Origin of the sequence: Morganella psychrotolerans, assembly GCF_001676155.1 — a bacterium.
In the GTDB taxonomy this organism is placed as follows: domain Bacteria; phylum Pseudomonadota; class Gammaproteobacteria; order Enterobacterales; family Enterobacteriaceae; genus Morganella; species Morganella psychrotolerans.
The window spans coordinates 475355-488215 of the sequence record NZ_LZEW01000012.1 but is presented as its reverse complement, the minus strand read 5'-3'; the positions used below and the strand labels follow the sequence as shown (position 1 = coordinate 488215).

Annotated in this window: 10 protein-coding genes; 3 read left to right on the top strand and 7 right to left on the bottom strand. The window is 48.7% G+C overall.

Going from position 1 to position 12861, the window contains the following annotated elements; all coding sequences use genetic code 11:
• Nucleotides 1–583: 583 nt before the first annotated feature.
• Together gltB and AYY16_RS12630 are read left to right on the top strand one after the other, a co-directional pair.
• Nucleotides 584–5056 (top strand): glutamate synthase large subunit, encoded by a 4473-nt coding sequence (gene gltB / locus AYY16_RS12635; protein ID WP_067367010.1) that lies wholly within the window; start codon nucleotides 584–586, stop codon nucleotides 5054–5056.
• Complete coding sequence (locus AYY16_RS12630; RefSeq protein ID WP_067367007.1) at nucleotides 5053–6471, top strand: FAD-dependent oxidoreductase; 1419 nt, start codon at nucleotides 5053–5055, stop codon at nucleotides 6469–6471. Before gltB ends, AYY16_RS12630 begins: the two co-directional genes overlap by 4 nt.
• Before the next feature lie 195 nt (nucleotides 6472–6666).
• Here the strand turns inward: AYY16_RS12630 and AYY16_RS12625 are convergent, their stop codons facing one another.
• The 7 genes from AYY16_RS12625 to zapE form a co-directional block, all read right to left on the bottom strand.
• Nucleotides 6667–6951, bottom strand: coding sequence for a PDZ domain-containing protein (locus tag AYY16_RS12625; RefSeq protein ID WP_067367005.1), 285 nt, complete (start codon nucleotides 6949–6951; stop codon nucleotides 6667–6669).
• Nucleotides 6952–7166: 215 nt separating this feature from the next.
• Nucleotides 7167–7796 carry a retropepsin-like aspartic protease gene (locus AYY16_RS12620; RefSeq protein WP_235846305.1) on the bottom strand — a complete coding sequence of 210 codons (630 nt, stop codon included), beginning with the start codon at nucleotides 7794–7796 and terminating at the stop codon, nucleotides 7167–7169.
• A 596-nt stretch (nucleotides 7797–8392) separates the two neighbouring features.
• The gene (gene sspB / locus AYY16_RS12615) at nucleotides 8393–8884 is read right to left on the bottom strand and encodes a ClpXP protease specificity-enhancing factor (protein ID WP_067366999.1); all 492 of its coding nucleotides are present in this window, start codon (nucleotides 8882–8884) and stop codon (nucleotides 8393–8395) included.
• A 6-nt stretch (nucleotides 8885–8890) separates the two neighbouring features.
• Nucleotides 8891–9541 (bottom strand): stringent starvation protein SspA, encoded by a 651-nt coding sequence (gene sspA, locus AYY16_RS12610; RefSeq protein WP_067366996.1) that lies wholly within the window; start codon nucleotides 9539–9541, stop codon nucleotides 8891–8893.
• A 368-nt stretch (nucleotides 9542–9909) separates the two neighbouring features.
• The gene (gene rpsI / locus AYY16_RS12605) at nucleotides 9910–10302 is read right to left on the bottom strand and encodes a 30S ribosomal protein S9 (protein WP_067366993.1); all 393 of its coding nucleotides are present in this window, start codon (nucleotides 10300–10302) and stop codon (nucleotides 9910–9912) included.
• A 15-nt stretch (nucleotides 10303–10317) separates the two neighbouring features.
• Nucleotides 10318–10746, bottom strand: a complete 429-nt coding sequence (gene rplM, locus AYY16_RS12600) for a 50S ribosomal protein L13 (RefSeq protein ID WP_067366990.1) — start codon at nucleotides 10744–10746, stop codon at nucleotides 10318–10320.
• Nucleotides 10747–10994: 248 nt separating this feature from the next.
• A complete protein-coding gene (gene zapE / locus AYY16_RS12595) occupies nucleotides 10995–12125 on the bottom strand; it encodes a cell division protein ZapE (protein ID WP_067367305.1) in 1131 nt (376 codons plus the stop codon).
• 243 nt (nucleotides 12126–12368) lie between these two features.
• Between zapE and zapG the strand changes: the two genes are divergently transcribed.
• On the top strand, nucleotides 12369–12773 hold the full coding sequence (zapG, locus tag AYY16_RS12590; RefSeq protein WP_067367302.1) for a Z-ring associated protein ZapG: 405 nt from the start codon (nucleotides 12369–12371) through the stop codon (nucleotides 12771–12773).
• The last annotated feature ends 88 nt before the right edge of the window (nucleotides 12774–12861 follow it).

Here is a 12861-nt window from a genome sequence, read left to right as displayed (position 1 = left end):
GCTGAGCTGTTATTGTCCCGGCCCGTATCATAACGGATTACATAAAAAATCAAATTAACAGAAAAAATAACCACATCACACCGGATAATATGACTGCTTTGATACCGGTCTCTGTTTTTTTCACTGAACAAAAATAAAAACACGACATTTATCTGCAAATTAGCAGGAACAAAGCAGATAAAATCAGGTTATATAAAAAAAATGCCCATGCTACACGGTGCTAAGCCGCAAAAAACAGTGATATTCATCACATAAAAAAAAGGGTTATACATCCGCATAAAAATGGAATGAAAGACCATAAAATGGTTCTTTTTCATTGCATTATCGCAATAATCAGTATCCGTTACTGCTATTTCCCTGATATTTGACCTGAATATCATTTACCGATAAGTTGAAAAACGACCTTCCGGGCTGCCTGTCGCCTGCTCCGGCATCATAACTATTCATACCGGTACCGGCACAAACACACCATCACTGTCTCTTTTACTGATGTATTAACTGTCAGTAACGGCTGACTGAGGCCCGGAAACACGCTTAGCCGTTGAATTAACGGCACAATGTGAGACACGCAAAAGGGGCCTGTATGCTTTATAACCCGTCACAAGACAAGGATAACTGCGGTTTCGGGCTGATAGCCCATCTTGAGGGAGAGCCCAGCCACAAAGTGGTGCGCACCGCAATCAGTGCATTAGCCCGCATGCAGCACCGCGGGGCTATCCTCGCTGATGGCAAAACCGGCGATGGCTGCGGGCTGCTATTACAAAAACCAGATCGCTTCTTCCGATTGATAGCTGAGCAGAATCAATGGCAACTGGCGCGTAATTATGCAGTCGGGATGCTGTTTCTCAGTCAGGACCCGCAGATTGCACAAGCCTGCCGCGAGATTATCGAAGAAGAGCTGCGCGATGAAACACTGTCTGTTGCAGGCTGGCGCAAAGTGCCGGTCAGACCGGATATTCTGGGTGAAATTGCCCTTGCCGGGATGCCCCTGATTGAACAGGTTTTTATCAATGCACCGGCAGGATGGCGCGCACGGGATCTGGAGCGCCGCCTGTTTATGGCGCGGCGGCGTATTGAAAAGCGCATTACTGACCCGGATTTCTATGTCTGCAGCCTCTCTAATCTGGTCACGATTTACAAAGGATTATGCATGGCAGCAGACCTGCCGCGCTTCTATCCTGATCTGGCGGATTTACGGATGCAATCTGCCATCTGTCTGTTCCATCAGCGGTTTTCGACAAATACGGTTCCCCGCTGGCCGCTGGCGCAACCTTTCCGCTATCTGGCACACAATGGTGAAATCAATACCATTACCGGCAACCGTGAATGGGCACGCGCGCGCGCCTATAAATTCCGCACGCCGCTTATCCCTGATCTTATCAATGCCGCTCCGTTTGTGAATGAAACCGGATCGGACTCCAGTTCGCTGGATAATATGCTGGAGTTATTTCTCAACGGCGGAATGGATATGGTGCGCGCCATGCGTCTGCTGGTGCCGCCTGCATGGCAGAATCATCCGGATATGGATGAGGATTTGCGCGCTTTTTTTGATTTCAATTCCATGCACATGGAGCCGTGGGATGGTCCTGCCGGTATCGTGATTTCTGACGGTCGCTATGCCGCCTGTAATCTTGACCGCAATGGGTTACGCCCCGCGAGGTATGTGATAACCACCGATAAACTAATCACCTGCGCTTCTGAAATCGGAATATGGGACTATCAGCCCGATGAAGTGGTGGAGAAAGGACGTGTCGGACCAGGCGAACTGATGGTTATCGACACACAGGAAGGTAAAATTCTGCATGCGCATGAGACGGATAACGACCTCAAAACCCGCCATCCGTACAAAGCCTGGCTGGAAAAAAACGTTCTGCGTCTGACGCCTTATGAAACCCTGATGGATAGCATGCCCCCACAGCGGACACTGGATGACGCACAGCTTGCCGTTTATCAGAAACAATTCGGTTATACCCTGGAAGAACTGGAGCAAGTGCTGCGGGTGCTGGGTGAAAACGGGCAGGAAGCAGTCGGTTCAATGGGTGATGATACCCCGTTTGCGGTACTCTCCGCCCGCCCCCGCCTGATTTATGATTACTTCCGCCAGCAGTTTGCCCAGGTCACAAATCCGCCGGTTGATCCGCTGCGTGAAGCCCATGTTATGTCACTGGCAACCAGTATCGGGCGGGAAATGAATGTCTTTTGTGAGGCGGAAGGTCAGGCGCACCGCCTGAGCATGAAATCCCCGGTACTGATGCACACGGATTTTGAGCAACTCCTGAGCCGTGATCCGCACAACTACCGGTCGCAAGTATTTAGCCTCTGTTTTAATCCGAAGGAAACCTCACTGGAGCAGGCGATCCGCTCTCTGTGTGATAATGCAGAGGCCGCCGTCCGCCGGGGCGTGGTGCTGGTGATACTCAGTGACAGACATATTTCACCGGACACGCTGCCGATCCCCGCACCCATGGCTGTTGGTGCAGTGCAACAGCGCCTGGTCAGCAAAAATCTGCGCTGTGATGCCAATATTATTGCCGAAACCGCCGGTGCACGTGACCCCCACCACTTTGCCGTCCTGTTAGGTTTTGGTGCCACGGCGGTTTACCCGTATCTGGCATGTGAATCATTGCTGAAATTAAGCAGCGCTGGTGTAATTAATCACTCAGCGCAACAGGTTCTGCTTAACTACCGTAACGGGATCAATAAAGGGCTGTATAAAATCATGTCCAAAATGGGGATCTCTACCGTTGCCTCCTACCGCTGTGCAAAACTATTTGAAGCGGTCGGGCTGGATAATGCGGTGGCTGATCTCTGCTTTCAGGGTGCGGCAAACCGGATCGGTGGCGCTGATTTCAGTGATTTCCAACAGGATCTGAGTGATTTATCCCACCGTGCCTGGCTGGTGCGCAAACAACCGGATGCGGGCGGGTTGCTGAAATATGTCCATAACAGTGAATATCATGCCTGGAATCCGGATGTGGTAAACGCATTGCAAAAAGCCGTTCACAGCGGAGACTATGCCGATTACCGGTGTTACGCGGATCTGGTTAACACCCGCCCGGTCGCAATGTTGCGCGACCTGCTGGCACTGCGCACTGATACACAGCCCGTAAACATAGATGACGTGGAGTCCGCCGACTCACTGTTTACCCGGTTTGATACCGCCGCGATGTCTGTCGGCGCATTAAGCCCTGAAGCCCATGAAGCACTGGCGATTGCGATGAACCGCCTCGGCGGCAGCTCCAATTCAGGTGAAGGGGGTGAAGACCCGGCGCGTTACGGAACAGAAAAAGAGTCCAAAATCAAACAGGTGGCATCAGGACGGTTTGGCGTGACGCCGGGCTACCTGCGCAGCGCCCGGGTTATTCAGATTAAAGTGGCACAAGGCGCAAAACCCGGCGAAGGCGGACAACTTCCGGGTGACAAAGTCACGCCGTATATTGCCTCACTGCGCTATTCCGTTCCCGGCGTCACGCTGATTTCCCCGCCGCCGCACCATGATATTTACTCTATCGAAGATCTGGCGCAGCTGATTTTTGACCTCAAACAGGTTAATCCGCAGGCGCTTATCTCCGTCAAACTGGTGTCTGAACCGGGTGTCGGCACAATCGCGACCGGGGTGGCAAAAGCCTATGCCGATCTCATCACGATATCGGGTTATGACGGCGGCACCGGAGCCAGCCCGCTGACCTCAGTAAAATATGCCGGTTCCCCGTGGGAGCCCGGTCTGGCAGAAGCACAACAGGCTCTGGTCAGTAACGGGTTACGCCACAAAGTCAGGTTGCAGGCAGATGGCGGGCTGAAAACCGGACTGGATGTTATCAAGGCCGCTATTCTCGGCGCGGAAAGTTTCGGCTTCGGCACCGGTCCGATGGTGGCGCTCGGCTGTAAGTACCTGCGTATATGTCATCTGAACAACTGTGCGACCGGCGTTGCCACGCAAGATGAGACATTGCGCCGTGATCATTACCACGGACTGCCGGAGCGGGTAATGAACTACTTCCGTTTTATTGCGCAGGAAACCCGCGAACTGATGGCACAGCTTGGTGTAACAAAGCTGACTGACCTTATCGGGCGCACAGATTTGCTGTATCAGATACCGGGAACGACCGCCAGACATCACAAAATCAATTTACAGGATCTGCTTGCTTCCCCTGTCCCGCAAAATGGTGCTGCCCGTTTCTGCTGCGAAAGCAATCCGGCATTTGATAAAGGCGAACTGAATCAGCGGATCCTTGAAGATGCCCGCCCTTATGTGCAGAATCAGCAATCGCGGACATTTTATTATGATATCCGCAATACAGACCGCTCTGTCGGCGCCTCATTATCCGGCTTTATTGCAGAAACGCTTGGCGATACAGGTGCTGCTGCCGCGCCGCTGAAACTGCATTTTACCGGTACGGCCGGGCAAAGTTTCGGTGTCTGGAATGCCGCCGGTATTGAGTTAACCCTGACGGGTGATGCCAATGACTACGTCGGGAAAGGCATGGCCGGTGGGCAGATTGTTGTGCATCCGTACCCCGGTTCTGCGTTTATTGCCCATGAAACCACCATTGCCGGAAATACCTGTCTTTATGGTGCGACCGGCGGGAAATTCTATGCCGCAGGCTGTGCCGGAGAACGTTTTGCCGTACGCAACTCCGGCGCACTGGCGGTCGTCGAAGGCGTAGGTGATAACGGATGTGAATATATGACCGGCGGCATTGTTTGTGTGCTCGGTAAAACCGGGATCAACTTCGGTGCGGGAATGACCGGCGGGTTTGCCTATCTGGCTGATGAAGATGGCAGTATCGCCGGACGCGTTAATCCGGAAATGACAGAAAGCCTTGCCATCAGCACGCTGCCCGTTCATCAGGAACACCTGCGTGGCATGTTGCAGGAGCATCTCCGCCTGACCGGATCGGCGCGGGCAAATGCCATCCTCAACGCATGGACACACTGGGTCGGGCGGTTTATCCTGGTCAAACCTAAATCGTCCGACCTCAGTACACTGATAACGCAGCACAGCCGGGTCCATACCGAATTACGCTTGCGGACACCGCAGGGAGAAAAAATATGAGCCGCAATGTTTATCAATTTATTGAATTACAGCGTATTGATCCGCAAAAATTACCTCTGGTGCGCCGTAAAACAGAGTTTATCGAGATTTATGAGTCCTTCTCACACAACCAGGTGCAGAACCAGGCCGATCGCTGCCTCGGGTGCGGTAATCCCTACTGTGAATGGAAATGTCCGGTCCATAACTATATTCCAAACTGGCTGAAACTGGCGGAAGAAGGACGGATTATTGAAGCCGCCGAACTTGCCCATCAGACCAACAGTCTGCCGGAAGTGTGTGGACGGGTGTGCCCGCAGGACAAACTGTGTGAGGGCGCGTGTACGCTGCATGATGAATTTGGCGCGGTCACTATCGGCAATATTGAGCGCTACATTACGGATAAAGCCTTTGAAATGGGCTGGAAACCGGATCTCTCTGCGGTGCGCCCGACAGGTAAAACCGTGGCGGTGATTGGTGCGGGTCCCGCCGGGCTTGCCTGTGCGGATGTATTAATCCGCAACGGCGTCAATGCGGTTGTCTATGATAAACATCCTGAAATCGGTGGTCTGCTTACCTTTGGTATTCCGGCATTCAAGCTGGAAAAATCCATTATGCAGCGCCGCCGTGAATTATTCACCGAAATGGGTATTGAGTTTCATCTCAATACTGAGATCGGAAAAGATATTTCGCTCAGTGAATTACAGCAACAATATGATGCCGTGTTTATTGGTGCCGGAACCTATCAGCCGATGAACGGCGGACTACCAAATGAACAGGCTCCCGGTGTTTACAGCGCCCTGCCATACCTGATTGGTAACACACGCCATATTATGGAGCTGCCGGATGATAATTCATCGCCCTACATTGACCTGAAGAATAAGCGGGTAGTTGTGCTCGGTGGCGGAGATACCGCCATGGATTGTCTGCGCACCGCTATCCGCCAGGGCGCTGCGGATGTCACCTGCCTTTACCGTCGTGATGAAGACAATATGCCGGGCTCCCGGCGCGAAGTAAAAAATGCGAAGGAAGAAGGGGTTAATTTTCAGTTTCACTGTCAACCATCGGCCATAGAACTCAATGACCGGGGAGACGTTAGCGGAGTCCGTGTTATGGCAACGCAACTGGGCGGCACCGACAGTAACGGACGTCGTATAATTGAAACAGATAATGATTCCGCTTATACCATTGAAGCGGATGCCGTAATAATTGCCTTTGGCTTCCGTCCACACGCCATGCCCTGGCTGGATGCACTGAATATTGAACGCGACACACAGGGGCGGATCAGTGCCTCTTCACAGGCACAGTACCCGTTTGAAACCTCAGTCAGTGGCATTTTTGCAGGCGGGGATGTGGTGCGCGGCTCTGATCTTGTGGTGACCGCCATCGCGGAGGGACGCCGCGCCGCTGAAAGCATTCTCGATTATCTGCATGTTTAAACACAACAATGCGCTCTGTCATCCCAGAGCGCATTGTTAATCAGCAGAATTGAAGCACAAAGAGTATATACCCAACGTCATTCAAGATGCAGGGAGGCGGCAAGGGAAGACAGACGGGGAGCATACAAAAGTATGTGACCCGGCTGGCTGAGTGCAGCCAACAAACCTGCAGTTTGAATGAATAAGGGTATAGATTTACAGATTTACATGAATAAGCTCACCATCACGATTAAAGATAAGCTTCACATCGCCGTCAGGTAATGTATCAATCAAATCTGCGGCTTTATTCACTGAATGTGCAGGGTATTGAGTACCATTAATATTGATTAATATATCCCCGTTTCTTAAATTATGCTCTTTCAGTACTTTTGCACTGTTATAGAATAATTCAACTTTACCCTCTGTAGCCCGCAGGTTTAACGATCGGATACGCTTAAAATTCAGCCTGCTTTTCTCACTTTTATTATAACAAATCAGCATTCTGTCCGGTGACAACACGTACTTATCAAATGATTTAAAAAAAATCCATTCCGAGGGCACTTGCTGCGTTTTTATTACCTGAAAAACGCTGTCCGGGGAAGGTCGTATTATTTAATTCAAAGTCACTGACATAATAAGACGATTTAGTACTCTCCTGCACACCGGTAATATCTGTTGAAACTGAGTTTTCAATCTCATTAAGATAGGTCGCTTTATTATTTTTTTATCAGATATTTCAGGATATCCTCAGCCATATAGCTTAATTCAGAACCGGTATCCAGACTTACCTCAGTGCGTTTTTTATTATTAAAATTCCCGCTAAAATGAGGTGAATGAAATGCGGCGTCGCTATAAGAAATACACTCTTCATACTCATCAAGACCCGGCGGATTTGAATACAGAGTCAGCGTTTTGTTTTTATTATCAACTTCCCAGTTTAACCGTCTGTAAATATCGATACCCAAAATACCGGAGATTTCTTCCCCGGTTGACTGTGAGAGGATATTAAGGTCATTCGATACCCATACATCCCCGCCATTAAAGGTATAATTACCAATCTTAAAATTAACCGGTTTAATAAAACTAACATTGCCTTCTGTGCCGGGTTTTTCAAGCTCACCAGAATAGAGCTTGTAAGAAACCGGCGGGCTGTAAACCTTGTCCGATAATTTTTCAACCAAGCCGGAATCCAGAACAGAAGCCGGAGAGTCAGTATCCAATAAGAATGTATACTTATCATTATCTATTATAACAGGGACCAGAATATAGCCGGAATCCTGATGTTTAAATGAATGCTTTATGACAGGATCTTTCGGGTTTGATGACCCGGTACATCCGGAGAGCATAACAGATAATAACAGCGTTACAGATGTGTAAAAAACCTTACTGATTACATTAAATTCCTTTTCCATAAAATCCCTATTCACAAGTAGTTGTAATATATTTATTCACTTATCCATAAAGGAAAATCATTACTCCGAACAATACGCCATATTCCTATTATTATCAAAAATCCGTTCCTTCGGAAAACAACATATTATGATAGTAATAAGAAATAACATTAGTGATTTTACTTTACAGATAACATTATTGATTACATATTCAGATTATTCCATTTCACTCTTTTTTTTAAAAAAACCGTACCTTATTGCACCTCCTGAATTTAATAACTAAATTATCATTTCATGATTAAATTCTGCAAACAGAATGCGTTATTTTCAGGAAACCGTTATTTTATTAGTAACTAATACGTATTTTAAAAAAAATGAAATACTGAAAAGCCGGAATATCATAGTGATCTTATTATATCACAGCTATCAGATTATTATAATTTAACAAACGGATAGCACCAAAACCTGATATTTCACTATTGCGGATTCACGGATTAAAAGCAAAAAAAAAGACCCTGAAACGGGTCTTTTTTAATATTAATATCAGCCGGTTACTTCACAACACGCAAGTTCGGGCGACCGCGCGGCGGCGTTGGTGGTTCGGGATCGTTTCCGTCCGTTTCCTGCTCCGCCGTTTTTACCGGTTCATCATGAATAAGTGTGATGTTGTCTGTCGCCGGGCTATGAATAATGTCGCCTTCATCTGCCGCGTCATAAGCCGGTTCCGGTTCAAACATCAGTCCGGCACCATTTTCGCGGGCATAGATAGCAATAATTGCCGCCATCGGAACATCAACCTGGCGCGGAATGCCACCGAACCGGGCGTTAAATCCTACCCATTCGTTGGTCATTTCCAGCCCGCCCACCGCACGCGGCGCAATATTCAGAACAATTTGTCCGTCCTGAGCATACTCCATCGGCACATTAATACCGGGCATATTAACATCAACAACCAGGTGCGGAGTCAGTTCATTATCCAGTAACCATTCATAATGCGCCCGTAACAGATATGGGCGCCGTGGTGTCATTTCCGGGATATCCATCAGCGGTTAACCTCTGGATTGTAAACGCATTTCGCGCTCAGCTTCTGTCAGAGATGCCAGGAAAGAATCACGCTCAAACACGCGCTGCATATAAAATTGCAGATGTTTGGTATCTGAAGACGGACGCGCGGACAGATCAATACCCAGAACCGGCAGACGCCATAACAGCGGGGACAGATAGCAATCCACCAGGCTGAATTCTTCATTCATAAAATACGCGTACTCTTTGAATACCGGTGACACCGCAACCAGCTCTTCTGTCAGCTGTTTACGTGCCTGGTTCGCTTCCTGGGCTGAGCCTTTCTCGATTTTATTCATCAGCGTGTACCAGTCCTGCTCGATGCGGTGCATCATCACACGGCTCTGGGCGCGCATAACAGGATAAACCGGCATCAGAGGCGGATGCGGGAAGCGTTCGTCAAGGTATTCCATGATAATACGTGAATCATATAAGGTCAGTTCGCGATCCACGAGTGTCGGTACCGTCTGGTATGGGTTCAGATCGATCAGGTCTTGTGGCAGATTGCCCGCTTCGACATGCTCAATTTCAAAACTTACCCCTTTCTCCGCCAGTACAATTCGTACCTGGTGGCTGAAAATATCGGTCGGGCCGGAGAACAGAGTCATTACCGAACGTTTGTTGGCAGCGACAGCCATGAAAACCTCCAAGTTTATCAAAATAAAGGCGTGAACAGCGCAGTACGCTATTCCTGCCTGTAGTCTCTCACTGAATCCGGGAAAGAAAACCATCGCGGCCAATCAGGATGCGAAACAGTCTTCCGGTTTTAGTTTTCACTAAACCAGTTTAGTGTTCAGGGGTGAGAAAAATGTTTGTGCAAGTCTACCAGATTTCGGTCAACTTAGGGTGAGTCTGAACAAAAAATCATTCAAAAATACTAAAAACGGGTATTAATCGGGACAGATTAACGAAATAAATGCAGTAAACAGGATAAGACCGGATATTTATAGCTGTTAAAAAAAAAACCCGCCGACAGGCGGGTTTTGTATTCCAACGAAAACAGTGATTAACGTTTGGAGAACTGTGGACGGCGACGTGCTTTGCGCAGACCCACTTTTTTACGTTCAACTTCACGCGCATCACGCGTTACGAAGCCAGCTTTACGCAGCTCAGAACGCAGAGATTCGTCATACACCATCAGTGCACGGGTGATACCGTGACGGATAGCGCCTGCCTGACCTGAAATACCACCACCTTTAACAGTGATGTACAGATCCATTTTACCTAACATATCAACCAATTCCAGCGGCTGGCGAACGACCATGCGTGCTGTTTCGCGACCGAAATAATTTTCGAGGCTACGTTGGTTAATAACGATGTTTCCACTACCCGGTTTAATAAACACACGAGCGGATGAACTTTTGCGGCGACCAGTGCCGTAGTATTGATTTTCAGCCATTGCCTATAATCCCGATTAGATGTCCAGAACTTGCGGTTGCTGTGCCGCGTGATTGTGCTCGTTGCCTGCGTAAACTTTAAGCTTACGGTACATTGCACGGCCCAGAGGACCTTTTGGCAACATGCCTTTCACAGCGATTTCAATAACGCGCTCAGGATGGCGGGCGATCATCTCTTCGAAGGTCGCTTGTTTAATACCACCGACGTAACCTGTGTGACGATAATAAATCTTGTCTGTACGCTTTTTGCCTGTTACAGCAACTTTTTCTGCGTTCAGAACAATGATGTAGTCACCAGTGTCAACGTGCGGAGTGTATTCCGCTTTGTGCTTACCGCGCAGGCGGCGAGCCAATTCTGTTGCAAGACGGCCTAAAGTTTTGCCGGTTGCATCAACAACGAACCAGTCGCGTTGTACGCTTTCTGGTTTAGCTGTAAAAGTTTTCATTAAAGCTTACCCAATAAATAAGTTACATGTTGGCGAACACTCAATGTTCAGAAAACTAAAACTGAGGTTCACACGACGCTTGTCCAGTAAACCTACCCCTTCGAGCAGAATCATCTGGCACTAGTTGCGATTTTTTCGGGAAAATAAAAAAATCGCTGTAACGTGGGGTCGCAAGATTATAGAGAACTATCCACAAAAGATCGACCCCAATTTGAAAAAAACCTGAAAGTACTTTTCAGGGGGACGTATTATGCCAGATGCGGCATTTTTAGATACTCCTCACTTTGCATTTCCTGCAATCGTGAAAGACACCGTGCAAACTCAAATGACAGCAACTGCCCCTGATAGAGCGCGTCCATCTGTGTATCCGCCTGAATAATCAGTTTGACCTTCCGCTCATAAAATTCATCTGTCAGCGCGAGGAAGCGGCGGGCGGCATTCTCGTTTTCTGTCGTCAGCACCGGCACGCCATACAACAACACCGTGTGATAAATTTTTGACAGCGCAATATAATCCAACTGGCTACGCGCTTCTTCACACAAGGTATGAAACGTAATTGCCAGCACACCGTCGGCTTCCCGCACCACCGGCAGCGGACGATGATTAATCGTCAGCTGCATCTGACCGGTATGGTGCCCGCCGCCGGTCAGGCGCGAGAACATGGAGTCCAGCACCGCGCCTGTTTGCCCGTCTGACGGCGTCAGCCAGAGATGCGCCTGTGTGAGTGTCCGCAGACGGTAGTCAATTCCCGCATCAACATTCAGGACATCACAATAGTGTTTTATCTGTTTAATCGCCGGTAAGAAACGTGCCCGCTGCAATCCGTTACGGTACAACTCATCCGGCGGAATATTTGATGTTGCCACCAGCGCAATCCCCCGCTTAAACAGGGCTTCCAGCAGCGATCCGAGGATCATAGCATCCGTGATATCTGAGACAAAAAACTCATCAAAACACAGAACATCAGTTTCCTGCGCAAAGCGATCAGCAATAAGTTCCAGCGGGTTTTCATGTCCCTGATGTTCTGCCAGTTCTTCATGAACCCGTAACATAAAGCGGTGAAAATGAAGACGCAGTTTGCGTGACCCCGGCAGGCTGTCATAAAAGAGATCCATCAGCCAGGTTTTGCCGCGCCCGACCCCGCCCCACATATAAAGCCCCCGTACCGGCTGACATCCCGTTTGCACAGGTGTTTTTTTCAGCCAGCGGTTCAGTGTACCGCGCAGTCCTTTTTCCGGCTCTTGTATACAGGGAGAGTGCTCACTCAGAGCCTGATGCATCTGCGTCAGCCGTTCAACCGTGAGGCGCTGAACCTCATCGGGCTGAAAGGCAGAGCCGGTCAGAGCCTGCTGATACAACTCACGCGGTGTTGTACTCATAAACAGAAATCCCTTAACATTATCAATGGTTTCTATACCCGATGTCATTCAGGATGCCGTCAGCAAACCTGCTGTTTGAATGAATACGGGTATATTGCGATTTTTATGATGTTGTGGCGGGCATTATACTCAGAAATCCGGGATAATGTCGGCAACCACAATGTTCGCTATTCCCCCCGGACAGTAAATCCGGTTATAGTGATAACAGAATCTTACGCGCATGATGCACTTAAAGGAGTTGCCATGATTTGGGTATATGCACTCATTGGTTTAGCAGTTGGTTTAATCATTGGTGCGCTTGCTGTTCGTCTGGGGAGTTCAAAACTCAGGGAACAGGAAGCGATGAAGCGTGATCTGGATAAAAACAAAGCTGAACTGGAAGAGTATCGTAAAGAGCTCGTCAGTCACTTTGCCCGTAGCGCAGAATTGCTTGATAACATGGCAAAAGATTACCGCCAGTTATATCAGCACATGGCGAAAAGCTCGTCAGAACTGATGCCCGGTCTTCCTGCTCAGGATAATCCGTTCAATTACCGCCTGACAGAAGCGGAAGCGGATAACGACCAGCCGCCGGTTAAATTACCGCCGCGGGATTACTCAGACGGTTCATCCGGCCTGTTCCGCCCCGCCGAAAATAAAGAAAATTAATCTGAGAAACCGTGGATACCACGGTTTTTTTTTTATCTGAATTCAGCCATTTAATGATTTACATGAAACAATTAGTCATACGAATTTA

What these genes read in the sequence shown, in the direction of transcription:
- gltB (WP_067367010.1), top strand. Translation starts at nt 584, where the DNA reads ATGCTTTATAACCCGTCACAAGACAAGGATAACTGCGGTTTCGGGCTG.
- AYY16_RS12630 (WP_067367007.1), top strand. Translation starts at nt 5,053, where the DNA reads ATGAGCCGCAATGTTTATCAATTTATTGAATTACAGCGTATTGATCCG.
- AYY16_RS12625 (WP_067367005.1), bottom strand. Translation starts at nt 6,951, where the DNA reads ATGCTGATTTGTTATAATAAAAGTGAGAAAAGCAGGCTGAATTTTAAG.
- AYY16_RS12620 (WP_235846305.1), bottom strand. Translation starts at nt 7,796, where the DNA reads ATGCTCTCCGGATGTACCGGGTCATCAAACCCGAAAGATCCTGTCATA.
- sspB (WP_067366999.1), bottom strand. Translation starts at nt 8,884, where the DNA reads ATGGATATCCCGGAAATGACACCACGGCGCCCATATCTGTTACGGGCG.
- sspA (WP_067366996.1), bottom strand. Translation starts at nt 9,541, where the DNA reads ATGGCTGTCGCTGCCAACAAACGTTCGGTAATGACTCTGTTCTCCGGC.
- rpsI (WP_067366993.1), bottom strand. Translation starts at nt 10,302, where the DNA reads ATGGCTGAAAATCAATACTACGGCACTGGTCGCCGCAAAAGTTCATCC.
- rplM (WP_067366990.1), bottom strand. Translation starts at nt 10,746, where the DNA reads ATGAAAACTTTTACAGCTAAACCAGAAAGCGTACAACGCGACTGGTTC.
- zapE (WP_067367305.1), bottom strand. Translation starts at nt 12,125, where the DNA reads ATGAGTACAACACCGCGTGAGTTGTATCAGCAGGCTCTGACCGGCTCT.
- zapG (WP_067367302.1), top strand. Translation starts at nt 12,369, where the DNA reads ATGATTTGGGTATATGCACTCATTGGTTTAGCAGTTGGTTTAATCATT.